Here is a 25,532-nt window from a genome sequence, read left to right as displayed (position 1 = left end):
AGTTCTCCTTTCGGTAAGGGCCCAGGTAGACCACCTGGTTGATAGGCCCCAGGTGCAAGCGCGGCGACGCGCTCAGCCGAGGGGTACTAATCGCCCGAGCTCTTCTCAAGACTTCACTCCGACCGCGTCGGACCGCGGACGCTCCCGAGACTCGCTGTGCGGCCCTCAGGGGCACGCGGGCGCCCCCGGGGCGGAGCGCCGCCCACCGGTCAGCGGTACTGGCGGCCGGGGCACGCCCGGTCCCATTCCGAACCCGGAAGCTAAGCCGGCCAGCGCCGATGGTACTGCGGGGGAAGCCCGTGGGAGAGCAGGGCGCCGCTGACCGGTGGACGGCGCTTCGTCGCAGGGGAGGGCCCCGCGGGATGTTCCCGCGGGGCCCTCCCCTTTTTTGTATAGGTTTAGCCTGTGCGGCTCGCGCTTGGTTCTCGGCTTTTGTTCTGCTACATTGATATGCTGTAATCGACATAACGCAGTTCAACGCAACAGAAACGAAGTATATGTACACTGCATTCGTTATCGGCAATATCGCCTCAGGTAAATCATGCGCCACTCGCTACCTTCAGCAGCGCGGGGCCCTGCGAATCGATCTTGACGCTATGGCGAAAGATCTCTATGTGCCGGGATCTCAGCTGGTTCTCGATATCGCTGAGCGATTCGGATACGATGTCCTTGCTCCCGATGGAGGTATCGATACCAGGGAGCTTGCACGGGTCGCTTTCGCTACCCCTGAGGATTCGGCTGACCTAAACGCGCTCGTTCATCCTGTTCTCATCGAGCAGCTGTCTTTGCGTCTGCTTCCGCCGCTCTGCTGCACCGTAACGGCTCCCGATCCCGAGCTCGTTGTCGTCGAGGTATCGGTGGCATCTGCATTTACCGACGCGTTCGGGCTGGCTGATGAGATCATCGCCATCACGGCCCCCTTGGATGTCCGTCGAGAGCGTGCTATCGAGCGCGGCATGGACGGCCTCGCGTTTGACGAGCGCGCCTCTTGCCAGCCTTCTGAGGAGGAGCTGTGCGCCCTTGCGCAGGTTGTGATTGACAATACCGCTGGAGATGATAGCCTGTTTAGCTCTCTTGATCAGTGGCTTGCTGATTGTCATCTGCTGTCCGCCCAGGAGGTCACCCAATGACGCGCCGCCCTCGCTTGTTCGCTTGGTATCGCACGGTTCCCATCGTGATCGTGCTGCTGTTCGGCGTGGCGTCATGGGCTTATGCTTACGCTCCCGCCCAGCTGTTCCAGATGTTCTATCCCCTGCGCTATGAGGAGGACATCCTTACCTCGGCGACCAATCACGGAGTCGATCCGTATCTCGTGGCCGCCGTCATCGAGACCGAATCGGGTTGGGACCCGACGGCTCGCTCAGACAGGGGCGCGCAGGGTCTTATGCAGCTCATGCCCGAGACGGCGCACGATATGGTCGTGAAAGGGCTTGTCGACGGAGGGGTGTACGATTCCTCGAATCTCGACGACCCTGCGACGAATATCGAGATCGGCTGCGCGTACCTCTCGTACCTGATTTCCTATTTCAACGGCGCGACCGATCATGCCATCGCGGCGTACAATGCGGGCATGGGCAATGTGGACAGTTGGACGGAGACGGGCGATGAGCTTTCCGATGCCATCACGTTCCCTGAAACCCAATCGTATCTCGCGCGCGTCACGACTGCGCACGAGCGGTATCGCGAGCTGTATCCCGATAGCTTCCTGTAGGTCGATCGAAGAGGGGAGTACCCATGTCGCAGTTTGAGGTCGAGCGCGTCGGAGGCGAGCTCAAGCGGTTCGGCATGGCGGGCGAGGCGGCTCAATTCGAGGTCGTCTCCCCCTATGAGCCCTCAGGAGACCAGCCGCAGGCAATCGCCTCACTGGTTAAGGGCGTGGAGGACGGCGACCGGTACCAGGTGCTTCTGGGCGTGACGGGCTCGGGTAAAACCTTCACGATGGCCAAGACCATCGAGGCTCTCGGCAAACCGACCCTCGTGATGGCGCCCAACAAGACCCTTGCCGCGCAGCTCGCGAGCGAGCTCAAGGAGTTCTTCCCGCACAACGCGGTCGTGTACTTCGTCTCGTACTACGATTACTATCAGCCCGAAGCCTATGTGCCGTCGAGCGATACCTATATCGAGAAGGACTCGTCGATCAACGAGGAAGTCGAGATGCTGCGCCATCAGGCGACGGCCTCGCTTCTGTCCCGCCGCGACGTGATCGTGGTGGCGTCGGTCTCATGCATCTACGGAATCGGAAGTCCCGAGGACTATGCGGGCTTGGCGCCGAATGTCGACAAGAAGGATCCGCTCGAGCGCGACGACTTCATCCACGCGCTGATCGATATCCAGTACGATCGCAACGATTACGACTTGGCGCGCGGCACGTTTCGCGTGCGCGGCGACGTGGTCGACGTGTACCCGCCGTATGCGGAACATCCCTTGCGCTTCGAGTTCTTCGGCGACGAGGTGGAGCTCATAGCCGAGATCGACGAGGTGACCGGTGAGATCCTGCGCGAGTACGATGCGATTCCCGTCTGGCCTGCTTCGCACTATGTGACCGAGAAGCCCAAGGTGACGCACGCCCTGAAGACCATCGAAGAGGAGCTCGAGGGTCGTGTGGCGGAACTCAAGGCGTCCGACAAGCTGCTTGAGGCCCAGCGGCTGCAGCAGCGCACCGACTATGATCTCGAGATGCTTGAGACGATGGGCTTCTGCACGGGCATCGAGAACTACTCGCGCCATCTCGACGGACGAAAGCCGGGCGAGCCGCCGTTCACGCTGATCGATTATTTCCCCAAGGACATGCTGTGTATCATCGATGAGAGCCACGTCACGGTCCCTCAGATTCGCGGTATGCACGAAGGCGACCGTTCGCGCAAGGTGACGCTCGTGGAGCACGGGTTCCGCTTGCCGTCGGCGCTCGATAACCGGCCCTTGCGCTTCGACGAGTTCGAGGCGCGCATCCCCCAGTTCATCTACGTGAGTGCGACGCCGGGTGACTACGAGCTGCGCGTGAGCCAGAACAACGTGGAGCAGATCATTCGCCCGACGGGCCTGCTCGACCCCAAGATCGATGTGCGTCCGGTGCGCGGGCAGATCGACGATCTGCTTGACGAGATCCGCGAGCGCACAGCGCGCCATGAGCGCGTGCTCGTGACGACGCTCACGAAGCGCATGGCCGAGGACCTGACCGACCACCTGCTCGATGCGGGCATCAAGGTTAACTACATGCATTCTGATACCGCGACGCTCGATCGCGTCGAGATCCTGCGCGACCTGCGCCAGGGCAAGATCGACGTGCTGGTGGGCATCAACCTGCTGCGCGAGGGCCTGGACCTGCCCGAGGTGTCGCTTGTCGCCATCCTGGATGCCGACAAGGAGGGCTTCCTGCGCAACCGCCGCTCGCTGATCCAGACGATCGGTCGCGCGGCGCGCAATGCCGACGGCGAGGTCATCATGTACGCGGATACGATCACCGAGTCCATGCGCGAGGCGATCGACGAGACGAGTCGGCGCCGTACGATCCAGATGGCGTTCAACCAGGAGCACGGCATCGAGCCCAAGACGGTGCGCAAGGCGATCAACGATATCTCGAGTTTCATCGCCGAGGCGACCGAGACGGTGGGCAAGAAGGACCGCAGCCGCGGCGACACGCTCGGGCACGGCGCGTTCTTCACCCCGGCGGGCAGCGAGGATGCGGGCGGCGAGACCGTGGAGGAGACGACCGGCGCCAAACTTGCCGACGAGCTCGCGAACCTGCCGTCAGATGAGATCGCGCGGATCATCGCCACGATGGAGGACGACATGCGCAGCGCGAGCGAGGCGATGGATTTCGAGGAGGCTGCGCGCCTGCGCGATGCGCTCGTGCACCTCAAGGCGCTTGTCGAGGGCGGCAGCGAGGAGGAGATCATCGACCGCCTGAGGCAAAATGCGCGCAAGGGCTCCGCATTCGGCGGCGGCCGCAAGAGGCAGGGGGCGCGCTTCAAGAAATAGGCGTGCGCCTTCCGCGGGGCTATCGGTCGGCGTTTCCTTTAGGCTGCGGTATACTTCACCACAGGGATATACATGGGGGGAGTAACCGATGAGACATCAGACCGTCGATCTGCTGGAGCGCGTCAAGCGGCACCTTCTGCAGGCAAAGTGGAACCTCGTCATCATGGCCGCGTGCTGCTTCGTCATGGCCGCATACAATTTCGTCGTTCCCGCTTCGGGCGTGCTGGGCGTTGCGGGCAGCGGGCTGGACGGCGTGATCAGCGCGCTTCCTGTCTGCGGAATCGTCGCGGGCGCCCTGTCGCTCGTGGGCTCGTTCGCATCCAAGAGCACCTGGGTGCTCTCGTGGGTCGAGGTCGCATTCGAGATCGCAATGTTCGCGCTCGGCTTCTGGGGGCTGTTCTTCCCGACGACCATGGGCGACCATGCCGGCGTCTTCGCATTCGCGGGCGTGTTCGCGGCGCTGTACCTGGTCGCCGTCTCGCTTGAGATGGACCGCATGGGTGCGGGCCGCTGGGTCGTCGCCCTGTGCATGGCCGTCGTGGTCGCCGTGCTGGCGCTTGCGCTGGCGATGGGCTTCGCGGGCGTCTCGGGGGCTCAGGGAATCGCCTCGCTCATGCTTCTCGTCGCCGCATGGGGCTTTGTCTACGGCGCGGTGTCTCTGCAGGGCGTCGGTTCCGTCGAGGATTCGATCGCGGCTCCGGTGCGCCTGTTCGGCAGGGACCGCGCGTAGCTTCAGATTCGATCTTGGCATGTTGAGGGTCCCGTCGCGAAGCGCGGCGGGGCCCTTTTCACTGGCCCCTGTCGGACCATCGTGGATACGGAGGCGGCTCGACAGATGGGTTGAAACGAACACGTCCCCAACCAACCCATCGAGGCGGGTCGCTACAGGCTGTCGATGAGCGCCTCGGCGCAACGAATGCCATCGGCTGCGGCGCTCATGATGCCGCCCGCGTAGCCGGCGCCTTCTCCGCACGGGTAGATGCCCGGCGCGCCCAGGGCGGTGCAGGAGCGATCGCGGACGACGGTGACCGGCGAGCTCGAGCGCGATTCGATGGCGGTGAGCACGGCCTCGTCGTCGCTATAGCCGCGCAGTTTCTTGCCGAGGGCGGGGATGCCGGCTCGCAGCGTCTCGACGATGTGCGAAGGGAGCGCCTCGTCGATGGCGGTCCAGGTGACGCCAAGGGGGTACGTGGGCTGGATGCGACCCACTCGTGCGCTTTCGCGCTCGGAAAGGAAGTCGCCGACGAGCTGCGCGGGGGCGCGGTAGTCCCCGCCTCCCATCTCGAACGCCCTGCGCTCGCAACGGCGCTGCAGCTCGACGCCTGCGAGCGGGTCCGTGCCCGGCAGGTCGTCGGGATTCACGTTAACGAGCAGCGCCGCGTTCGCGTTCACGCCCGCGCGGGCGTGGAGGCTGGCCCCGTTGACGACAACGCCGCCGGCCTCGGAGGCTGCGGCGACGACCTCGCCGCCCGGGCACATGCAGAACGTGAAGACGTTGCGGCCGTTCGGCATGTGGGCCACCAGCTTATAGGGGGCGGCCCCGAGGGCGGGGTGGCCGGCAGCAGGGCCGTATTGGGCGCGGTCGATATCCGCCTGCAGGTGCTCGATGCGAACGCCCATGGCGAACGTCTTGCGCTCGACGGCGAATCCGCGACGTACGAGCAGCTCGAACACGTCGCGCGCCGAATGGCCGCACGCGAGGATGATACGGTTTGCGGCGATGCGCTCGGTGGCCTCGCCCGCACCCCCGTCCTGCTCGACGGTGATGGCCTTCGGTGCCCCTGTGACGGTGCGCTCTATGTCGACCATCCGGCAGCGGAAGCGGACCTCGCCCCCCAGCTGCTCGATGCGCCGAACGATATGGGTGACGACCAGGGGCAGGACGTCTGAGCCCACATGGGGTTTCGCGTCCCAGAGAATGTCGCGCGCGGCGCCCGCATCCACCATCGTCTGCAAGATCAACCGGTGATGCGGGTTCTTGGTGCCCGTGTTGAGCTTGCCGTCGGAGAACGTGCCGGCCCCGCCCAGGCCGAACTGGATGTTGCTTTCGGGGTCGAGCTCGCGGGTCTTGATAAAACGGTCGATGGCCGTCGTGCGCCGCTCGGCGTTGTCACCGCGTTCGATAAGCAGCGGGCGCAGGCCCGCCTCGGCCAGCGTGAGGGCGGCAAACAGCCCCGCGCACCCTGCGCCGACGACGACGGGCCGTATCTCGGGCCGACGGGAGGCGTGCAGGGGAGCGGGGTAGTTGACCGGGGTGTCATCGATCTTGCGCACCCGGGAGGCGTTGCGCGCGGACAGGCGCCGCAGCGCCGCCTCTTCCGCCGCGCGGGTGCGCAGGTTCACATGCGCGCTGAGGACGAAGTGGACCTCGCGCTTCTTGCGCGCGTCGACGGATTTGCGGTGGAGCTCCACATGTGCGAGGTCCTCCGGCCTGCAGGAGAGCACACGGGCTGCTTCGGAGCGGCAGGCGTCAAGGCAGCCCTGCTCGGTCGCTCCCGTATCGAGGCTGACGGGAATCTGGGTGATCTCTAGCATGGCGCGCCTTTCGCGTATCGGGATGTGCATGGGCTACATGGTAGATGGTTTGACGCCGGGTGCAGCCTAGAGAACCGCTGATTTATGTTCCGATATGCCCCGGGCATCGGTGAAACCACAGGATACCCGCTAACTATACCCAGTAACTGTACCCAGAACTGCGAGAGAGGTGCCCTCAGGCGGCTCTCTCTCGCAGTTCTGGGTACAGTTACTGGGCCCTTTTAGAGGGTGACCTGGTAGATGCAGTGGCCGAGCCTTGCCGCCGGGCCTCGCTCCACGATGCGCGGAGGTCGTCCGCCCCGTCCTGCGGGGCTTGAAGGCCATAAATCAATGTTTCCCTAGAGCGGTCGGCTCGTGTAGGGCTGCTGCAGGCAACGTCCCCTCTGCACGCCCCGAGACGGTGCGAGGCCTTTGGATGGGGCTGGCGCCATCGCAGGGGCGTGTCCAGGGGCTCGCCCTCCTACGGACGCACCGCGCCGGCACGCAGGCCCGAGAGCCAGGCCCAGGCGAGGTTGAAGCCCCCGCAGTCCGCATCCATGTCGAGCGCCTCGCCGCTGACCGAAAGCGCCGGCGCGCACGAGGGCTTGACGGAAAGGTCGGGCAGATCGACCGCATCGAACGGTATGCCCCCGCGCCGCACCTGGGCGCTCGCGTGCTCCGTCGTCCCCGCTGCCGTGAAGGCGAGATGCTTGCAGGCATGAGCATAGGCGCGGACGCCTCGACCGCCTGCGTGCTCGGAGACCGCGTCGACATGGGCCGCCAAAGCGGGGGCGAGCATGCCGCAGAACCAAGCGGGGCCCGCTGTCTCGGGCATGCCGGCGACGGCGCAGCGCCTGTCGAACAGTTCGATGAGCTCCCCTTCCGAGAAGGAAGGGAATAGGTCGAGCTCGATGATGTCACCCGCCTTCACGCGGCGCGACAGGTCGAAGGCGACGATGCCGGAGATGCCGTACGGACGGAACAGCACCTCACCCTCTTCGGACCAGCAGCGCGCGTTGCCGTGCATGAGCGACAGACGGCAGTCGACGCGGAGCCCGTCGAGGCGGCTGAGCGCGGTGGTGTCGGGCCGCGGCGTGCAGGCGACCGGGCACAGCACCGGCATCTCCTCGATATGGGGCAGGCCGAACAAGCCGGCTACGCCCTCAGACGCACCGCCGCAGGCGATGATGACGCGGTGGGCGGATACGCGCTCTCTCGTGCGCGGCGCGCGCTTGAGTTCTTTTCGCAGCCCGCGCAGATGGGCGCGAAAGTCCGCGGGGGGCTTTTTGGGCGTCGGGAGCGGGCCTGCGGGGACCGAGAGCTCGAGCTGCCATCCGTCGGCGTCATCATGCACGGCGCGTTCGACCTCGGCACAGCACCGGATATCGACCCCGAGCTTGGCCACGGTGGCGACCAGGGCGTCGCGCACGGTGTCGGCTCGCTTGCTGTATGGATACAGGCGACCGTCGATCTCGCAGGTCAGAAGGCCGATCGAATCGAAGAGCCGCACGAGCTCCTCCTCGGGATGATCGCCCATGACGGTGCGCGCGATGTCGGGGTGCCGGTAGCGTGCAGGGTCGAGGTCGGCGTTGGATAGGTTGCACCGCCCGTTGCCGGTGGCGAGGATGGGCAGGCCGACCTCGACATCGCGTTCGATGAGGACGACCGACTGTCCTGTCCTGCCTGCAGACAGGGCGGCGGCGAGCCCTGAGGCGCCGCCGCCGATGATCGCTACATCATATATGGGAGAGCCGGCCACCTATGCCTGCTTATCCTCGTCGCCCTCGTGCGCCTCGACGGCACGGGCGGCCGCGAGCGTGAGGGGCAGGGTACCTGCGGGAAGGTCGGCTTCGATGGTGCCCGCATCGCATGCGGCGGCGAGCGCGGGGTCGATGGGCAGGCGGTCGAGCACCTTCAGGTTGTAGGTCTCGGCGACCTGGTCGAGCTTGCTCTCACCGAAGATCTCGATGGCGCGCCCGCAGTCGGGGCACTGCACGTAGCTCATGTTCTCGACGATGCCCAGAATCGGCACGTTCATCTTGTCGGCCATGTTGACCGCCTTGGCCACGATCATGGACACGAGGTCCTGCGGGCTGGTGACCACGACGATGCCGTCGACGGGCAGCGACTGGAAGACCGTGAGCGCCACGTCGCCCGTACCCGGAGGCATATCGACCAGCAGGTAGTCGAGCGGGCCCCACGAGGTGTCGCTCCAGAACTGCTTGATGGCGCCGGCGATGATCGGGCCGCGCCAGAGCACGGGGTCGGTCTCGTTTTGCAGCAGCAGGTTGGACGACATCACCTTGATGCCCGTGGCGGAGATCTCGGGGAGCAGAAGCTTGCCCAGGCCGTGGGCGCGGCGGTCGCCCATGCCGAACATGCGGGGGATGGACGGACCGGTGATGTCGGCGTCCAGGATGCCGACTTTGGCGCCCCCGCGCGCGAGCTCGACGGCGAGCGAGCCGGTGACGAGCGACTTGCCCACGCCGCCCTTGCCGGACAGCACGGCGATGACGCGCTTGACCTCGGAGAGGTTGTTTTCCTCGAACTGCATCGGCGCGGTCTGCCCGCCCGCCGCAGCGGCATGTTCACATGTTGCCATGGGGGTCCTTTCGTTCGCGATGACGTTGTTATGACCCCATTGTACCCGTGCTCATGGCAGCTGTGCATCGAGTTGGGCGCTTTATGCTGACGGTGACATAGCACTCGTCGCAGGCTCCTCAAATGGCGCTTGTGCGGAGTATTGTGAATGTATGACGGCCATGTTTCTGGGACGAGGCCAGATGGGGTCGCAGATTCTTGAGCGTTTGCATGTTTCGTTCGGAACAAGTCATTCGGCTCGACGTGAGGCGTATGGGATTCTGGATGTGAAAATCGCGGAGGGCTTTGTCGCTCTTCTTGCACGTGAGCTGGATAGGTAACCCTGTAGACACTCTTGTCGCGATATTACATATCGGTTGTCTATACGAAATGCCGTGTCATTTCAGTATTGTTGGCGCAAGCTGCAGTAGCCTATGCACCCTTCCGATTCCTCATAAGCACATGCGATAGGTGATTGTGGGTGCACATGTAGATTCACCATGAAGGAGGTGTGTCCCATGTAGAAGAAACAGACAGCATGTTGGGTTCTTGAGTCAAGGGTGCGGCTCAAACTGAATCAATAGGGCACCTCTTCAATTGGATTGGTTCGAAACGCAGGCGAGAAAGGAAGATGATGAAGGGTAAGCGTTTGATGACGGCTATCGTGACGGCAGCGTTATTCTTCCAGGGAGTTTCTCCAGTTGCCGCTGCGTTTGGTATGTCGAATGATGAAAGTATACTCAGCTCTGCGGGTATCTCGATTGGAGAGAACCAGAACGGTTCAATAACGATCAACGATAATGGTTCTAAGAAAATCATCAGCTTGTCCGAAGCCGGCGGAGTTCGCACTGTTACCATTGAGGATGAGGCCACGGGAAAATCCAATCATTTGTTTTTTGATGTGGAGACTGGAAAGGTGACGTCTGATTTCACGGGTGCGACTCTGTATTTGTCATCGGAGCCAGAAAGCTATGGCGATGAAGATGTTGTTCAGCGTGTAAATCAACCTGTCAGAACATATACGAGGTATCAAATATCCTTTGCTGAGATCCGGGCAATATTCGGGCCCTACGCAACTGCGGCAAATGTTGCGAGCCTCTTTGTCGGCCGCATTGGCATCCCCGCACTAGACGTTGCGCTGGGTGCCGCAGTTGCGGCGGTTTGGATTCTGGGCTCTGTCCCAGACGATCCTAACGGCGGGATCTACGTTGTCACAATCCTGAAGAGATGGTATGACGATGATGGCGTGCTTTACCAGACCCAAGCGGGAATTGACTCCGCAGGGATTTATTGATGGGATCGAAAGGTTCACGGTTGATGGAGCGGAAGGGTTCAGAGCGCCGACGGTTGTTTCGCGCGAATAGTGCGTTTGCGGGCGCAGGCGTAACTCGGATTATCGCGAGTCTGTGCGACGCGGGCGGGATGCCTCTTGCTGCCGATGCCTTCATGGTAGCGAGCGTATTGTTCATGCTCTACATCGTGTACGTCATCTGGTCTGGTCCTCGTGGCGAGGCGGTGTACGGCAATCGTGTCGGCGACGTCGCCCTGTCCGTTTTGCTGCTGGCAGCAGGCGCGCTGACTGTTTTCGATCTGGTGTAGGCGCTTGTGAGGGCGGTATATGAGGGGTGCCGCGGGATATGCTTCCCGTGGCGCCCCTTGCGAGCGTGAACCGTATGCTAGCAGGTCGCGCCGCCCACCACGTTCTTGTTGAGGATGGCTTCCTTGTCGATGGGTGCGGTCAGGAGCTTGTCCTGCACGTACTCAAAGCCCAGGCGCGCCACGGTGTCGGCGAAGCGCTCGCCCGAGATGCCCTCGTCGCGGAAGAACAGGATGGCGCGTTCCACGACATCCATGACCTCGTCCTCGCCGGTGAAGATCCGCTCGAGCGCACGGCCGTGGGCGGTCTTCTTTCCCCAACGTCCCCCGATATAGACCTTGTAGCCGGTGAGCTCCTCGGTCATCGCGCCGAACGGGCAGGAGCCGATGCAGCGACCGCAGTGGTTGCAGAGGCTCTCGTCGATGGTGATCTTGCCATCCGGGCCGACCTGCGCGTCTCCCATGGGGCAGGCCTTCACGACCTGGCAGACCTTGCAGGCGCGGCACTTCCCGAGGTCGATCTGCGGGATGCGCTGACCCACGATGCCCAGGTCGTTGAGGTCGGGCTTGACGCACATGTTGGGACAGCCGCCGACGGCGATCTTGAACTTGTGCGGCAGCTCGATGCCGTGGTATCCCACGTAGAAGCGCTCGTGCAGCTTCTCGGACAGATCGAACGTGTCGATGAGGCCGTATTGGCAGGTCGTGCCCTTGCAGGAGACGACGGGGCGGACTTTGGAGCCGGTGCCGCCGGAATCCAGGCCGTGGTCCTGCAAAAACTCGATGCAGGCGGCGATATTGTCATACGGCACGCCCTGGATCTCCAGGGTGAGGCGTGTGGTCATGGTGACCTCGCCGGAGCCGAACGTCTCGGCTGCCTCGGCGACCGTCTTCTGCTCGGCGCTCGTCAGCTTGCCGTTGCGGGTGATGACACGGATGTTGAACACGTCGTCGAAGCGCTTGTCCTGCAGGCAGCCCAGGCCCTTCAGGCGCTTGATCTCGGCGGCGGGCAGTTTTTTGCCCGCGGGGCGCGGGACCTTGACCTCGTTGAACGTGATACCGCCCTCGAGCACGCGCGTGTTCGTGTAGCCGGCTGCCTTGAGGCGGTTCTGCATGAAGTAGCCGCGCTTGCCCTTGGCACACACGAGCAGCAGCTTCTCGTCTTTGGCGTGACCGGGCAGCTCGCCTGCGACCTTTGTGAGGTCGACCCATTCGGCGCCGGGGATGGCGGGTGCGGGCAGCGCATCGATGACCGCGTAGTCTGCCGCCTCGCCTGCGGCGTACTGAGCGGGCGTGAAGGACTCCAGGCGACCGGCGAGCTTGTTCTCGAGGATGTAGCCGGCCGTCACGAGCGGATGGATGGCCGTGGAGAACGGCGGCGCATAGGCGAAGTCCATGAGGTCGAGGTCCTCGACCTTGAGCTTCTGGTAGAGCGCCTCGACCATGATGTCGACGACCTTGTCGACGGTACCCGCCCCGAGCACCTGGACGCCGAGCAGGCGATGGGTCTTCTTGCAGGCGATAAGCTTGATGAAGAAGCTCGAGGAGCCGGGGTAGTAGTGGGCCTTGTCATCGACGACGGCGACGATGCTCTCGGGATCGAAGCCCTCCTCGCGGGCCGCCGCCTCGGTGAGGCCGGTGCGCCCGGCGTTCAGCGCGGGCAGCAGGCGGACTACGCCGGTGCCGAGCACGCCCGGATAGCTCGTGGGCGTTCCGGTGAGCGTGCGGGCGAGCGCGCGGCCGGCGATGTTTGCCGTGGACCCCATGGGGCTCCAGGCGGGCTTGCCGGTTAGAGCGTTGCGGACCATGGCGCAGTCGCCGGCGGCGTAGACGTCGGCCAGGTTGGTCGCGCAGAACTCATCGGTGACGATGGCCCCCTTGACCATCTCGATGCCCGATCCCTCGAGCCATGCGGTCGCCGGGCGGATGCCGATGGCGACCACGACGATGTCGGCGGGAAGCGTGCCGGTCGCGGTCCGGACGCCCTCGGCGCGCGTCTCGCCGGCGATGCCGGTCAGCGCGGTGCCCGTCAGCACGCGCATGCCGGCCGCCTTGAGCTGACGGGTGGCGAAGCCGGCCATCTCGGGGTCGAGCACGTTCGGCAGGATCTGGTCCATCGCGTCGATGACGGTGACCTGGAGGCCCTGGGCCATGAGGTTCTCCGCGATCTCGAGGCCGATGAAACCGGCTCCGCAGACCACGGCGCGACGGCAGTCGTTATCCTTGATGTAATCGCGGATGCCGGTCGCGTCGTCCGGGGTGCGCAGGCCGAACACGCCGGGCAGGTCGATGCCTTCGACCTGCGGCATGAACGGGTTGGCACCCGTGGCAATGACCAGCTTGTCGTATGCCTCGGTGTGCTCCTCGTCGTCCTCGGAGCGAACGGTCACGGTCTTTGCCGCGGCATCGAGGGAGATCGCCTCCTGGCCGGTCTGGACCGTCACGCCGGTGAGGCCGGCGTATGCCTCGGGCGTGTTGACGATGAGCGCCTCGCGGGTCTCGATGTCCCCTCCTACGTAATAGGGCAGACCGCAGCCCGCATAGCTGATATCGTGCCCTTTGGTGATGACGAGCACGTCCGCAGAGCGGTCGCAGCGCTTGATTTTCGCTGCGGTCTTGGTGCCGGCGGCGACGCCGCCAACGATCAGGTATCTCATGCATACCCCCTTGCAGTGCGGGACGCGCAGGCGAGCCGCGTCCCAAACGTTGATGTATCCATGATAGGGCGCTGGCGCTCGATGGAAGCCCAGAAGCGCGCGGGTGGTACTTTTTGGGACAGGGTCGTTTTCGGCGGCCGGCACTGTTGCAACGTTCGTTGCGTTCGTGATCATCTTGATTTTGGTGATCAAATAACTCTCGGTGGGTGATGCCTAAAAAGGAACAACCGCCTTATGCGGAGGCGGTTGTTCTGCGTGGGTGTTGCCCACCAACAAATTCTTCCGCAGGAGGGCTTTTTCCTTCTGCTCGTACTGGGTATACCCCATCAGCATCCCTGTTTACCGGGGTAGTTCCAGGGTGCGGAGCGTCGGACCGGACGGCTGCCAAGTCGGAGGGCGAGGCGCTCCAAACTGAAGTGCTCTAGGGAAACACCGATCAATTCATTCTGCACCGGCCGGCCCCGTGGCGGCCGTCGCGAAAGCAATCGATCGGTGTTTCCCTAGAAGTTGCCTCCGTTCCATCCGAAGTTCGCGCTTGCGCTGTAGTTGATGTAGATGCGTGCCGGATCGATGCCGAGGGTGCGCGATACGACGGGCGTGATCTGTTCGGTCAAAGCCTCCCATGCGGTCGTCGGAACCTCGCTGCGGGCGAAGACGCTCACCTCGATATAGGCGGCGGGCTCAGAGTCGTCTCCGGCAAAGAAGGTGGGGACGTTTTCCTCGAACTGGCACATAAGCCACTGTTCGGACTTTCCGGGCACCGCTGAGATAGCCTGGCCGAACGCCTGCTTGAGTTCGACTTGCGCATCGCGGGGGATAGGGGTTGAGGCGTTGACGCGGATGACGGGCATAGCTTCTCCTTTCGAGGTGGATGCATACAATGGGGTTGTACCCATTGTCGATCGCAGGGAGCCGTCATGCCCACACCCGATTTCATCGTCCAGCTGCGCAAGAAGATCGGCCATGACCTGCTGTGGCTCATCGGCATCACGGCGTATGTCGAGGACGGTCGCGGGCGCATCCTGATGGGCCGTCGTGCCGACACGGGCGAATGGGCACTCGTCTACGGCATCAACGAGCCGGGCGAGGAGCCGGCGACGACGGCGGTGCGCGAGGTCCTCGAGGAGACGGGCGTGGCAGTCGTGGCGGAGGAGCTCGCAAGCGTCAAGGCTTCGAGCCGCGTAATCACCTATGCCAACGGCGACAACACGATGTATCTCGACCTGCTGTTCGTATGCCGACCGGTCGACGAGAGGCATGCCGAGCCGCGCGTGGGCGATGAGGAGAGCTTGGAGGTCGGTTGGTTTGCGCCCGATGCGCTGCCCGCCCCGCTTGCCGCCTCGACCGTCGAGCGCCTCGCTTTGGTCCGGGAGTTCTTCGGGCGCCGCGACGCCGGCGATGCCCACGCGCTGTTCTTCGGCGGAGGGGGCGGCGCCTGATGCGGGTGCGGCCGATCCATCCGATTCGTCCATTCATGAATGAGAAGGTGGGTCAAATAAAAGAATCCTGCGGAAACGTCAAAAAGCCCCCCGTTCATTCATGAATGAACGGGGGGCTGAGCCTAGCGATCCGAGCGACGGCGGTGTCGGATTAGAACGAGGGACCCGCAGGCGATAAGAACGATGCCGCCCGTGATGAGCAAGATGAAATGCAAGGGAGACACAGGGTCCGAGGTCTTTGCGAGCTCATCTGGGCCGTTGGCCTCAGGCGGGGCGTCGGTCCCGGCCGGCGTCTCGGGGTCCGCAGGTGTTGTCGGGGCGGGCGGCGTGTCGGGGGAGCTGGGGGAGTCGGGCGATTCCGGTGCCACGGGCTCTTCTGGGGATTCCGGCGTGCTTGGCCCGTCGGGCGTGTCCGGTGTGTCCGGAGAATCGGGCGATTCGGGCGTATCGGGAGACTCCGGGCTGCCCGGCTCGTCAGGGGAGTCCGGCGTGTCGGGTGTATCCGGTGACACCGGCGTATCGGGGTCGATCGGTGTGTCAGGGGTCTCCGGCGCGTGAGCGGTGCGGTTCTCGAACACGATGCCCGAGCAGGGTAGCCATGGGCCGTCCCCCGCGTCGCCGTCGCGAACGGAGTATGCCGCATGGACGTCGAGCGTGCCGTCGTCGGCCGACTCGCCGGTGAGTTCTGCCCGGTAGACGCGCGTGTCGTAGACGATGCCTTGCTCCGGGTCCTCAGGGATATTCTCGCGAACGATGAACGTTCTGTGCACCGAGCTGCCGACGGGGGCGTTCAGCTCGAAAGGTCCAAACGCGATACCCCCTTCCTCGTCGTTGTACGAGGTGAGCACAGGTCCGATCTCCTCTCCGTTCGCATCGACTTCCTGCAGGGTGAAGGCGAAGGCGCCTGCGGCGGGGGCCTTGCCGTCGAGGGTCTTGGTCCCTTCGATGGGGACCGACTCGCTTGTCGTACGATAGCGGTTCTCGAATGCCGCCGCCATCGGCTTGCCCTCATGCGATGTGGTCACGCGAGCCGACAGCGCGCCCTTGCTGTTGGCGGTGACGTCGACGCGCACGTCGAACGCCCGCTCGTCGTATGCTACGCCGGGCTCGGGGTCTGCCGGGACGGCCTGCCGCACCGAATAGGAGTAGGTTCCCGGTTCCCTATAGGTGAGCTGCGGAAACGCGAGGGCGGAGGCGACGCCGTCCGGTGAGGCGGCGCTGGACGCGGATGCCGGCTCGCCGTCGACGGCCACAGGGTCTCCCTGTTCGTCAAAGAGCCGGTAGGTAAACTCCCCGTCTTGTTGCGCGCGCCCGAACAAGGTGGAGGAGGCGGGAACGGAGGCCGTGGCTGCCTCGTACTCCTTGACGTTGGTGAAGGAGAGCGTCGCGGTGCCGTTTGGGTCGAGGGCCGCCGTCTGCTCCAAGGCGGGCGAGGTGGTGTATCCGAAGTCGGCCTCGTCGCGCTGCGCGACGGTGACCGAGCCCCCGGCGGGCAGGGCTGAGATCTGCATGGTCCCGCTGCCCGCTATCTCGAACGTGGCGTACCCGTTATCGAACACGAGGGCGGGACTTCCATCGGGCATGGTCCCCCTCGAGCCGTCGGCGGGTTCGGCGGCACCCTCCGCACGCCATGCGTAGGCGCCGGACACGGGCGCGCCGGTGGCCGTCAGGGCGTGGACGGTGTAGAGGAAGCGCTGGCCCGCCTGCGCATCGTCGAGCGCCGCCTGTCCCTCGATGCTGTTCGAGACGGCAAGGGTTCCGTACAGGTCGCGGACGTTGACGGCGAAAACCGGCGTGACCCCGCCGCTTGCGAGCGTCCCCTCATAGGGGTTCTGCTGGGCGCCGCTTTCGATATCCGGTCGGCTCCCCAGGTAGATGCGGTATCCTGCATCCTCGAGGGCGCGGGCGTCGAGTTCTTCGACGGAAAACGCCATGCTCGGGGCAAGGCCCTTGATCACGACGCCCGTTCCATGCGCGACGTTCTCGACGACCGCCCGTCCGTCATCGGTGCCCGAGACGCGCTCGAATCGCAGGCGCTCCTCGACGACGTCCTGGGAGGAGGCGTAGCGCGTGGACTGCAAGACGACCTCGGTGTCCTGTGCCGGTTTGGCGGCGAACAGGTTTTTCAGTGTGACGGCGAACGAGAACGATCTGTCCGTCTCGAACGCGTTGCCGGCGCCGACCTCCGCGATGCCGAGCGCGCCGGTGGCATTGATGTTGGCGAAGGTCGCCCGAGCGGGCTCGTCGCCGATGGTCCCCGTCGCGCCGGACTGCAGGGCGAGATAGCCTTCCTCTGCGTAGTCCTGCTCCGCGACGCGATACGCCGTCCCCTGCGGGATGTCGTCGGCGACGAGGGTCTGGCCGTCCGCGAGCTCAAAGAAGAAGGTGCCTCCCTGCAGCTCTGCGGTACGGCTTTCGCCCTCGCCAGCGCCCTCGATGCGGTAGGAGACCGTGCCCTGGAGCGGTGCGCCCGCGGCATCGGTCAACATCGCGGTGAAGGCGAAGGCGCGCCCCGCCTCGCCGCCCACGGTGTGCTTGGCGACTTCAAGCGAGCCGTACGCCCAGCGCTCGTTGGTGAAGGCCAGCACGTCGTGTTGCCCGTCGTGCTCGATGAGGCCCGATGCCGAGTCGTCGCTGGCATCTTCTTCGTCCGTCGCGGAGCTCGTCTTATCGATATGGACCGTGTGGCCGGCCGGGTCGGTCTCCTCGACGGCGTAGGCGATGCCGAGCGGAATGCCGGACAGCGTGAGGCGCTGTCGGTCCGCCAGCGCGAACGGCGATCCGTCCTCCTGCGTCACGCTGCCGTCGTCCGCGACCGCGGCGATACCCGATGCCCGGGTCCACCCGTCGAGCTCATAGGGGATCGAGGAGGGAAGGGGGAGGCCGTCTTCGCGCGCCAGCCTCACCAAGAAGGGGAACGCGCGGGCCGTGTCGCCGTCGTTGCCGGTGACCGATTTGGAGATCTCGATGCGCCCCGAGGTGGGGACGTTCGTGAAGCTGACGACCGTCTGGTCCTGGACGACGGTCCCCTCCGCGACGGTTCCGGTCGCCTGCGTGGGGCTCTGCGCGCCCACGGTCGTGGCGTGCGAGCACTTCCAGGTCGAACCGTCCTTTGCGGGCAGCTCCTCGATGCGATACCCGGTGCCCGCGGGGAGGTCCGCGACCGTGGCGCTGGCCCCATCCGCCAGCACCAGATCGAACGAGCCGTTGTCGAGCGGCGTGATCTGCGGATCGTGCGTGACGGGATCGGTACAGACCACGGGGCCCGCAAGTGCCGCGCCGGCTTCGGTCGTGAACGTGATGCGGAATCTGCACGCGCCCTGGCCGTCATCGCCCGATGAGCCCGCGGCGCGCACGTGCACCTCGACTGTGAGATCGCCAGAGCCTTGGGCGGAAGGCAGGGCAAGGGCGCCGTTATTACCCATCTGCGCCGCTAGCCGCGTCTGGCCGCCTTCGTGGGCCTGCACGGTGAGCTTTGTCACGTACGGGGCGGACCCGGTGAGATTGGGCGCCTTGTCGCTCGACCCGATGGTCTCGGCGGCACGGAACCGGGGCGTTCCGGCGGCGACGCAGACCTGGCCGTCGTCGTCCGTGAAATAGGGGGTGGTGCCGTCTTCGGCAGCCGCAATCGCGACGTAGGGGATGATGCGCTGCTCCACGGTGGCCTCAGCCTCCCCGTCAGGGTCGATATGGGACGCGCTGTAGACCGTGCGCATGAAGTAATACGTCGCTCCCGCCTCGGGCAGGGAGGTGAGGGGGATGAGGTCGTCTGCCTGCGGCGGGTCGCCGCCGTCTGCGGATGCGCCCGGCGCCAGCGCGAACAGGGGCGTGGGCTCGGTGAAGGCGTAGTACGCATTGGTGGGCGCGACGTATGCTGCGGCAGTGCAGCCAGCCGCGGCATGCTCAGGACCGTCTTCCAGGGAGAACGAGCCCGCGTAGACCAGCCTCGAGCCGCCGCCGGAGTGCTGCGGCCGCTCGCCCAGAGCCTCGGAGAGCTCGTCGTCGGATACGGTTTCGCCCGCGTCGATGCGGTCGAGCAGGCCGCTCACGCGCTCGGTGGGCTCCACCTCGTAGACCAGGCGGATCGGGTAGGTTCCCTGCGGGTCCTCGAGCGCCATGGTCGCCTTGCCGTCGGCATGCACGGTCACGCTCGCGCGCCGTGCCGGCAGCGCGTCGGTGGGAAGGGAGGCGAGCACCGTCTGGCGGCCGGTCTCCAGGTCGGTCTCCACCATGACGATGACGTCGTAGAGCGCGATGTCGCCGCCGGTGTACTGGTTCGGGAGGTTGCCGATGAAAAACCACGTCTCGCATACGGCGGTCGCGCCGGCGTCGCGCGCGGCCTCGATGCGGCTTTTGACGTCGGCGGGAGCCGCATCCGCCCAATCGCCCTGCCGGACGGCATCGACCTCGGCGGTCGTGGCGAACGTGTAGGGCCTGCCGCCGTGCGCGACCATATGGTGCTCGGCGTCGACGTACCACGACGCGCGGTTCGAGAAGTCCCCGGTACCGCGATAGGCGAACTGGCCGTCGGAGAACGCGTCGAAGAAGAGGTTGTAGGCGTCGTACCCCAGGTCGTAGCGCTCGTTGACCGTGTCGACAAGGTAGGCGTACTCGTGCGTGGCCTCGATGTCCCACGGGTCGCTCATGCTGATCGTGACCGCCTGGGCGGCAAGCGCGCCGTCGAGCAGGTGCGTTCCGTACACGATGCCTTTCATGGACGAGACGTTCATGCCGGCGCCGATGCGGTCCTCTACGGTCAGGCGGCTTTCTCCCCATCGCGCACCGGCGGTGTCCGCAGGGGAGGGCGAGGTGTACTCGATGTCCAGCATGCGGTTTATGGCGGAGTTGAACGCCCAGGAGATGGCGGACGCGCTGTGGGCGGAGAAGAACTCGTCGACGCTGCTCAGGGCGTAGCCGTCCGCGCTGTCGAGCAGATCGGGGAGGCACGGCAGGTCCACGGTATTTGCGACGAGGCCCGAGGCGCTCGAGCCGAAGAGGTCGAGCGACACGGTTGCGTCCCCGCGCGCGGCGGCGTCCGCGTAGGCGCGGGCGGCTTGGGCCATGTTGCGCGCGAGGTCGACGCCCGTGGCGGCTCCCGATCCGGGGAGGGAGGCGGTTTGCTGCGCCTCGGCCGTCTGCAGCAGGTATTCGACGGTCGCGGTGGCGTCGAGTCCCGTCGTGTACAGCGCGAGATCTCGTCCCGTCGGTTTCCAAGCGTCCTCGATGCGCCGTCGCTGCGCGCGCACGGTGAGCAGCGTGGCCATCATCGCATCGGTGCCGTAACCGTTCTCGCGCGTGTTGGGCAGCGGGCCCAGAAAGCCGGTCGTGTCGCCGGTGTAGGAGGGAGGATCAGCCAGGTCGACATGGGCCATCGGCGGCGTCTGCACGCCCATGAGGACGAGCTCGGGCTTCCGTTCGGCTGCCTGCGCGTCGCCTGCCGCCTGAACGAGCAAGTCGCCTGCGACGCGGACCGCCCGCTGGAGGTAGGATCCGCTGCGCAGCTGCATCGATGTCGTGCGGGACCCATGGTCCGCGCGGGCGTTGACCAGAAGCGCGGGCGTCGTCGCCGCACCGCGCGGTGCGAACGACACGTAGCGGCCGTCGCTGTCGGGCGTGTAGGTGTCGAGCGGCATGAGCGTGGCGACATCGGCGGAATATCCCACGACGGCGATGCGCGTGGGCACCGCCGCGCCCTCGTTCTCCGCCATGAGGCGGGCGATCGCCACGTTGAGCGCGTCGGCGAGGTAGGCCCCCTGCGGGCGTCCGCCGTAGGTCATGTCGGCGAGCATGCCGTTGGTGCTCACGACGAACACCACGTCGTGGGCCAGATCGTTCTCGTGTCGGACCGACACCGCCGAGGAGAGCGCCGAGAGGCTGACCAGAAACCCGCGCGCCTCGTCGTCGAGCCGGGCGGGGACGCCGGATGCGTTCGCCTCGTCGGTCGATCCGTATACGGTCTTGTCGACCCAGATCCTTCCGGCCTGCTCGGAGGAGAACGACAGGCCGTCGTCGCCCGCCTCGAACAGCGCGCTCCATGCGTCCGATGTGTTGGGGTCGACGATCTTGGCTATCGCTGACGATTGCCCTGCCTGCGCTGCGGTCGGTATGAGCAGCGCCAGGGCGGCGGTGATGAGAAGCGCGATACGGGCGAGACGGTGCATGGATCCTCGATTCAAGGGGAAGGGCAGTTGCTCGCCCTTTACCCGTCTGTCCCCTTACGATTTCCTTAGCGTCCCTTAACTTATGCGATCGGTCCCTGGCCGTCGCAGGCGGTCCCATGCGCTACGAGATACGCTTCTCCATGATGTAGTCGTCCATGATATAGCCCTCGCCGATATCGGTCTCGACGGCGTCGATGGTCGCGAATCCCTTGCCCTCGTACGCGCGGATGCCGAGCTCGTTGCCCTTGTTGACCGTGAGGTACATGGCGCGCAGCCCGCGCGTCCGGCACAGGTCCTCGTAAAACGCGATGACCGCGCTCGCGAAGTGCTTGCCGCGCTCGGGGGCAAGCAGGTAGATCTTGCTTATGAAGAACCGGTTGGTTTCCGCCTCGACATGCCCTCCCGTGTAGCCGACGATACGGTTGTCGTCTGCCGCGCGAACGAGCCAGTATTCGTAGGCGTGCTCGGCCATGTCGCGCGTGATAGCGGGCAGGCTCTGGAACTGCTCGATCATGTACTCGGTTTGGGCCTCGCCCAGATATGTCGGCCAGTATTCCCGCCAGATGGTGCCGGCGAGCTCGGCGAGCGCGCGCGTCTGCTCCGGCGTTTCCACGCGCTCGAACCGGGCGCGACCGTCCGGCGATGCCGTCGTGTTCTCCATGGCGCTCCTCTCGTGTTGATGATTCAAGTGTACGCCTCTCGGGAACCGCAGGCCAATTCGCCCCTCCCGCAGCTTTGCTCGGATCGACGGTACGCGTATGGCACGTCGGCCCATCCACGGTACGCTATAGGCACGCTTTCGAGCGAAAAACGTGCCTATAGCGTACCGTCGATGGAGCGGCGTGCCATATGCGTACCGTGGATGGGCCGCCTGCGTCGTCCCGCGGGGCTCGTGCTCCTTTTGGTCAATGCATCTCCGGTGCACAATGGGGTATCGTGGTCACAAGACGGGACAAGGAATGGGGTGCGTCATGGATCGCTGGGGTCTTGTGATCGCGGTGTACGGCACGTCGCGTACCGGCGCGCGCGGGCGCAGCGTCGATGCGATGGTGCGCGCGCTCGAGGGCGCGTTTCGGGCCGAGAAGGGCGCCGAGGCCCCGTGTGTCATGGCATATACCAGCGCGAAGGCCCGCGCACGCCTCGAAGCGCGCGGCGAGCGGGTGCCCGATGTGGCCGAAGCGCTCGAACAGCTATGGGCGTGCGGCGTGCGCCGTGCGGTCGTTGCCGACGCGCATCTGGTCGACGGGCGCGCATACCGGAGCGTGCGGGAGGCGGTGGACGAGAAGGCGCCGCTGTTCGACGAGGTGCGCCTCTCACGCCCGTTGATGGAGACGGCGGCAGATGTCGAGGCGGTGGCCCGCGTTTTCGAGGAGCGCCTGCCTCGCAGAGATGGCGCGTCATATGTCCTGGTGGGGCATGGGGCGGAAGGGGCGGGTCAGCTCGCCTACCTTGCCCTCGGATATGCGCTGCGCGTGCGCGGGCGCGACGATATCGTCATCGGCTTGCTTCGGGGCGAGCCGTCCATGGAGGACATCGCCGCCCAGCTGGGTGCCGAGGACCCGCTGCCTCACGAGGTGCGCCTTGTGCCGCTTATGCTCACGGCGGCGGGACACGTCGAGCGCGATATCGAGGGCACCTGGCGAGCTCGCTTCGAGCAGGCGGGATATGCAGTGTCAGTGGCCCACGAGGGCATCGGCGCGTGGCCCGAGCTCTGCCGGCTGGCGGTCGCGCATATGCGGGAAGCGCCCGCGAGGGCGCGGCGAGTGAGTGCAGCCTCTCAGGCGGAGGCCGCCGCGCGCGGCCGCTTCCCCCTGTTCGTTTCCCTCGTCGATGCCGATTGCCTCGTCGTCGGCGCGGGCGAGGTGGGAAGACGCCGCGCGGAGGCGCTCGCACGCTTCGGCGCCCGGGTGACCGTCATCGACCCGCGCGCCGGGGAGAGCGTGAGCCCATGTGCGGGGATCCAGGTGCGCCGACGCCCGTACGAGGCGGACGACGAGGACGGCCGCGCGCTGGTGGTCGCGGCGACCGATGACCGGTCGGTCAATCGCTCAATCGGCGAGCGCTGCCGCCGTCTCGGAATACCGGTTTCCGTGGCGGATGCACCCGATGAATGCACGTTCTTCTTTCCCGCGCTGTGCGAAAACGACGAGCTGGTGGTCGGCGTCACGTCTCGGGGCGCGATGCCGGGCGATCATGCCGTCGTCGCGCGGACTGCGGCCCAGATCCGCGGAATCCTACCGCGACGAGCCGATGAATCCGCGAGTTGACCGCAAGGGAGAGGGTGGTGACGATGTTGACCGTTCTTGTTTCGATTGCCTCGCTGTGCTGGGTGAAGGGTGCGGCCCTGCTTGCCTGTGCGCCGTTTGGCTCCGGCTGCCTGCTGCTCGGCATGCTCGTCTTGTCGGGTGTCGATGTGCTCGCCGCGCTGGTCGCGGCGGCCCTTGCCCTGTCGCGCCGGGTGCGTCCCACATGGGGTAGTGCGGTGGCGGCGCTGCTCATGGCGGTCGCTCTGATTGCGCTGTGGAACGTGGACGCGCACGGCTCGGGCGCTGTCGTTGCCTGCGGCGCGGTGCTGGCGCTGACCATCGTGGCGCCGCTTCAGTTCTGCATCCTGCTGCTCGGCCGCGGCGGGCGCACCCCCGGTCGTCGACGCGCCCCGCTCGCGGCGGCGGTTTTGTGCGGTAGCGCGGCTTCGGTGGCCCTGTTGACGATGGGCGCGGCAGATGCTCACAGGTTGCTCCCCGACCTGCTTGATGCGCTATGGCGTGAGATGGGCTTCGGGACACTCGTGATCGACCAGATGCCCGTTTCGGTCTCGCTGGCTGACGTCGTCCGTCTTTCGACCGGCACCGATACCACCGCTCCCGCGGCGGCGCCTGTCGGTCTTGCGCTGCTGGTGGCGATCCCGCTTGCGGTGTGCCTGCTTCGCGTGGGGCCTTGGCGCGCACGGCGGCTGGCCTGCCTCGGGCTCTTCACGGGATGCCAGGCGTCGATATGCATCTCGTCTGCCGCTTACGGAGTGACGCGCGGACGGCTCGATGCTCTCGGTGTCGGTTTGATGGCCGTCAACCTTATCGTGTTCGCCTGTTGCGCCATACGTCAGATGGTCGCGCGACAAGCTGGCGGAGCGACGAGGACAGGGGACACGGCTGCTTCGGACGCGTCGCGGGCGGGCGATACCTGCGAGGACGATCCGCACATCGCCGCGCAGGTGGAGTCTTGGAGGGAACGAGGCCTCAGCGAGCGCGAATGCGAGACGTTGAGGCACCGGATGGCAGGTGACACATCTGCTGAGACGGCGCGAGCTCTGGGGATCTCCGCTTCGACGGTGAGGACCTACCAAGAGCGGGCGCTGGCGAAACTTGGAATGGGCTCGATCGATGAGATAAGGAATCAGGCTTCGGATGGTCGAGGAGCCTTCGGTGGCCGTGCTTCCCGCGAAAGGACGAATGGGAGCGCGGACAGGGGGCGTTGCGCGACAGCACGGCGTTCGACCGTTCTGCTTTTGGTGATCCCAGCAGCAGTGATTGCGCTGTGGCCGCTTCTCGTATTCTTATCATCCGGCACGCAGGTTGATGTCGTGCCGTTTGATCTGATCGCCATGTTCTCGTTGGTCATCCTTGTTATGGTACTCGCCGTGCTGCACGCGTTCATTCTTCTGTCTGAAGGGGAGGGCGCTGGTCCGAGCGAGAAAAATGCAACCTGGCTGCGAATTGTAATCGCTGGATACGTTGCCCTGGTTTTCGTGGCATTCCTTTGTGCATCGGGAAACGCATGGGGTATTGTGATGGATACGGTGACATGCGCGCTGTCGGTTGCCTGTGCAGCAACGCTTGCCTCTATGATTTGGCAAGAAGACCGAATGGCCATGCGGAGGTTGTTTGTCGCGATGCGTCGCATGGGGGCTGTGGGGCGTGTGGCCTATCTGTTGGTGGGGGCGTGCGGCTTCAGGTCACTGTGGCGGCTCATTGTCACATGGGACACGAGCCGGACTGATCCGTTTGCGCTCGGCACCATGTTGTCTATGCTTTCGTGCATATTGTTCGTTGGCGTTCTGGTTGTGATGGCGAGGCATACGGCGCGCGGGGAGTCGTTAGAAGAGGCGCTGTGCGTGCTCATCGGAGGGCTTGCAGGTCTCATGACATCGGTTGCGCTTGTGGGTACGCAGAGCTGGGGAAGCGGCATCGCGCTGCTCCTACAGGCGGCTCCCCAGGCATCGGCGCATGGGGTCGCGGCGGGTGTGATCGACGCGCTGGCTGCGGGAGCGATGGCGGCGTCGGCCGCAGTCATCATGCGTGTGCGTGGTCGCGCCGCGCGTCTTGATGAGCTACCGATGCGTGACGCGCAGCTCAAGGGCCGCATGAAAGGTGTGCTCATGGGGTGTGGATTTACCCCGTTGTACGCGGATGTCGCTGTGGGCATTGCGAGCGGCTTGTCTCGAAGAGAAATCTGCCAGGAGCTCAACTGTGCGCCTGGCACGGTAAATGATGCGCGCCATCAGGCGTTTCGATACTTCGATGTCCATACCTCCCGCGATCTTAAGGTGGCGCTTGTGGATGCGGCTTTCCGCCTGCGTGAGCAGAGCATATGATGAGTCATTTCCATGC

16 protein-coding genes and 2 rRNA genes are annotated in these 25,532 nt (G+C 65.2%); 11 read left to right on the top strand and 7 right to left on the bottom strand.

The window, feature by feature from the left end; genetic code table 11:
* The 6 genes from B5F74_RS05570 to B5F74_RS05545 all read left to right on the top strand — a co-directional run.
* Positions 1-110 (top strand): 23S ribosomal RNA (locus tag B5F74_RS05570); the annotation flags it as partial.
* Positions 111-208: 98 nt separating this feature from the next.
* Positions 209-324: ribosomal RNA gene (gene rrf / locus B5F74_RS05565) — 5S ribosomal RNA — on the top strand.
* Positions 325-497: 173 nt separating this feature from the next.
* The gene (gene coaE, locus B5F74_RS05560) at positions 498-1,130 is read left to right on the top strand and encodes a dephospho-CoA kinase (RefSeq protein ID WP_087200737.1); all 633 of its coding nucleotides are present in this window, start codon (positions 498-500) and stop codon (positions 1,128-1,130) included.
* Positions 1,127-1,711, top strand: a complete 585-nt coding sequence (locus tag B5F74_RS05555; RefSeq protein WP_087200735.1) for a lytic transglycosylase domain-containing protein — start codon at positions 1,127-1,129, stop codon at positions 1,709-1,711. The genes coaE and B5F74_RS05555 overlap by 4 nt, the downstream gene beginning before the upstream one ends.
* Positions 1,712-1,734: 23 nt before the next feature.
* Positions 1,735-3,978: an excinuclease ABC subunit UvrB gene (gene uvrB / locus B5F74_RS05550; protein WP_087200733.1), complete on the top strand. Its 2,244-nt coding sequence runs from the start codon at positions 1,735-1,737 to the stop codon at positions 3,976-3,978.
* A gap of 88 nt (positions 3,979-4,066) precedes the next feature.
* A complete protein-coding gene (locus B5F74_RS05545) occupies positions 4,067-4,708 on the top strand; it encodes a hypothetical protein (RefSeq protein WP_087200731.1) in 642 nt (213 codons plus the stop codon).
* 152 nt (positions 4,709-4,860) lie between these two features.
* Here the strand turns inward: B5F74_RS05545 and B5F74_RS05540 are convergent, their stop codons facing one another.
* From B5F74_RS05540 to B5F74_RS05530, 3 genes are all read right to left on the bottom strand, one after another.
* On the bottom strand, positions 4,861-6,513 hold the full coding sequence (locus tag B5F74_RS05540; protein ID WP_087200729.1) for an FAD-dependent protein: 1,653 nt from the start codon (positions 6,511-6,513) through the stop codon (positions 4,861-4,863).
* Between the two features lie 460 nt (positions 6,514-6,973).
* A complete protein-coding gene (locus tag B5F74_RS05535; protein WP_087200727.1) occupies positions 6,974-8,251 on the bottom strand; it encodes an NAD(P)/FAD-dependent oxidoreductase in 1,278 nt (425 codons plus the stop codon).
* Complete coding sequence (locus B5F74_RS05530) at positions 8,252-9,094, bottom strand: Mrp/NBP35 family ATP-binding protein (protein ID WP_087200726.1); 843 nt, start codon at positions 9,092-9,094, stop codon at positions 8,252-8,254.
* Positions 9,095-9,706: 612 nt separating this feature from the next.
* Between B5F74_RS05530 and B5F74_RS05525 the strand changes: the two genes are divergently transcribed.
* Together B5F74_RS05525 and B5F74_RS05520 are read left to right on the top strand one after the other, a co-directional pair.
* Entirely contained in the window at positions 9,707-10,366 is a 660-nt protein-coding gene (locus tag B5F74_RS05525; protein ID WP_087200724.1) for a hypothetical protein, read from the top strand.
* Positions 10,367-10,389: 23 nt separating this feature from the next.
* Positions 10,390-10,671, top strand: a complete 282-nt coding sequence (locus B5F74_RS05520; RefSeq protein WP_066834449.1) for a hypothetical protein — start codon at positions 10,390-10,392, stop codon at positions 10,669-10,671.
* 77 nt (positions 10,672-10,748) lie between these two features.
* Here B5F74_RS05520 and B5F74_RS05515 read toward each other — a convergent pair whose 3' ends face one another.
* Entirely contained in the window at positions 10,749-13,325 is a 2,577-nt protein-coding gene (locus tag B5F74_RS05515; RefSeq protein WP_087200722.1) for an FAD-dependent oxidoreductase, read from the bottom strand.
* 500 nt (positions 13,326-13,825) lie between these two features.
* Positions 13,826-14,176 carry a phenylpyruvate tautomerase MIF-related protein gene (locus B5F74_RS05510; RefSeq protein WP_066834451.1) on the bottom strand — a complete coding sequence of 117 codons (351 nt, stop codon included), beginning with the start codon at positions 14,174-14,176 and terminating at the stop codon, positions 13,826-13,828.
* A 66-nt stretch (positions 14,177-14,242) separates the two neighbouring features.
* On the opposite strand from B5F74_RS05510, the gene B5F74_RS05505 reads away from it, so the two are divergent.
* Positions 14,243-14,764, top strand: coding sequence for an NUDIX domain-containing protein (locus B5F74_RS05505; protein ID WP_087200720.1), 522 nt, complete (start codon positions 14,243-14,245; stop codon positions 14,762-14,764).
* Positions 14,765-14,886: 122 nt separating this feature from the next.
* Here B5F74_RS05505 and B5F74_RS05500 read toward each other — a convergent pair whose 3' ends face one another.
* Complete coding sequence (locus B5F74_RS05500) at positions 14,887-20,925, bottom strand: FctA domain-containing protein (protein ID WP_087200718.1); 6,039 nt, start codon at positions 20,923-20,925, stop codon at positions 14,887-14,889.
* Positions 20,926-21,046: 121 nt separating this feature from the next.
* On the bottom strand, positions 21,047-21,586 hold the full coding sequence (locus B5F74_RS05495) for a GNAT family N-acetyltransferase (protein ID WP_087200716.1): 540 nt from the start codon (positions 21,584-21,586) through the stop codon (positions 21,047-21,049).
* Between the two features lie 310 nt (positions 21,587-21,896).
* On the opposite strand from B5F74_RS05495, the gene B5F74_RS12380 reads away from it, so the two are divergent.
* Positions 21,897-23,192, top strand: a complete 1,296-nt coding sequence (locus B5F74_RS12380; protein WP_158095707.1) for a sirohydrochlorin cobaltochelatase — start codon at positions 21,897-21,899, stop codon at positions 23,190-23,192.
* Positions 23,193-23,215: 23 nt separating this feature from the next.
* On the top strand, positions 23,216-25,516 hold the full coding sequence (locus tag B5F74_RS05485) for a LuxR C-terminal-related transcriptional regulator (RefSeq protein WP_239283366.1): 2,301 nt from the start codon (positions 23,216-23,218) through the stop codon (positions 25,514-25,516).
* Positions 25,517-25,532: the final 16 nt, after the last annotated feature.

The organism is Collinsella sp. An271 (genome assembly GCF_002159695.1).
In the GTDB taxonomy this organism is placed as follows: Bacteria; Actinomycetota; Coriobacteriia; order Coriobacteriales; family Coriobacteriaceae; genus Collinsella; species Collinsella ihumii.
This window is presented reverse-complemented; position numbering and strand designations above follow the sequence as displayed.

Excerpts from the sequence above, each read along its gene's own strand:
- B5F74_RS05505 (WP_087200720.1), top strand. The coding sequence starts at position 14,243 with ATGCCCACACCCGATTTCATCGTCCAGCTGCGCAAGAAGATCGGCCAT.
- B5F74_RS05495 (WP_087200716.1), bottom strand. The coding sequence starts at position 21,586 with ATGGAGAACACGACGGCATCGCCGGACGGTCGCGCCCGGTTCGAGCGC.
- B5F74_RS05525 (WP_087200724.1), top strand. The coding sequence starts at position 9,707 with ATGAAGGGTAAGCGTTTGATGACGGCTATCGTGACGGCAGCGTTATTC.
- B5F74_RS05510 (WP_066834451.1), bottom strand. The coding sequence starts at position 14,176 with ATGCCCGTCATCCGCGTCAACGCCTCAACCCCTATCCCCCGCGATGCG.
- B5F74_RS12380 (WP_158095707.1), top strand. The coding sequence starts at position 21,897 with ATGGATCGCTGGGGTCTTGTGATCGCGGTGTACGGCACGTCGCGTACC.
- uvrB (WP_087200733.1), top strand. The coding sequence starts at position 1,735 with ATGTCGCAGTTTGAGGTCGAGCGCGTCGGAGGCGAGCTCAAGCGGTTC.
- B5F74_RS05540 (WP_087200729.1), bottom strand. The coding sequence starts at position 6,513 with ATGCTAGAGATCACCCAGATTCCCGTCAGCCTCGATACGGGAGCGACC.
- B5F74_RS05545 (WP_087200731.1), top strand. The coding sequence starts at position 4,067 with ATGAGACATCAGACCGTCGATCTGCTGGAGCGCGTCAAGCGGCACCTT.
- B5F74_RS05520 (WP_066834449.1), top strand. The coding sequence starts at position 10,390 with ATGGAGCGGAAGGGTTCAGAGCGCCGACGGTTGTTTCGCGCGAATAGT.
- B5F74_RS05530 (WP_087200726.1), bottom strand. The coding sequence starts at position 9,094 with ATGGCAACATGTGAACATGCCGCTGCGGCGGGCGGGCAGACCGCGCCG.
- coaE (WP_087200737.1), top strand. The coding sequence starts at position 498 with ATGTACACTGCATTCGTTATCGGCAATATCGCCTCAGGTAAATCATGC.
- B5F74_RS05500 (WP_087200718.1), bottom strand. The coding sequence starts at position 20,925 with ATGCACCGTCTCGCCCGTATCGCGCTTCTCATCACCGCCGCCCTGGCG.
- B5F74_RS05485 (WP_239283366.1), top strand. The coding sequence starts at position 23,216 with ATGTTGACCGTTCTTGTTTCGATTGCCTCGCTGTGCTGGGTGAAGGGT.
- B5F74_RS05515 (WP_087200722.1), bottom strand. The coding sequence starts at position 13,325 with ATGAGATACCTGATCGTTGGCGGCGTCGCCGCCGGCACCAAGACCGCA.
- B5F74_RS05555 (WP_087200735.1), top strand. The coding sequence starts at position 1,127 with ATGACGCGCCGCCCTCGCTTGTTCGCTTGGTATCGCACGGTTCCCATC.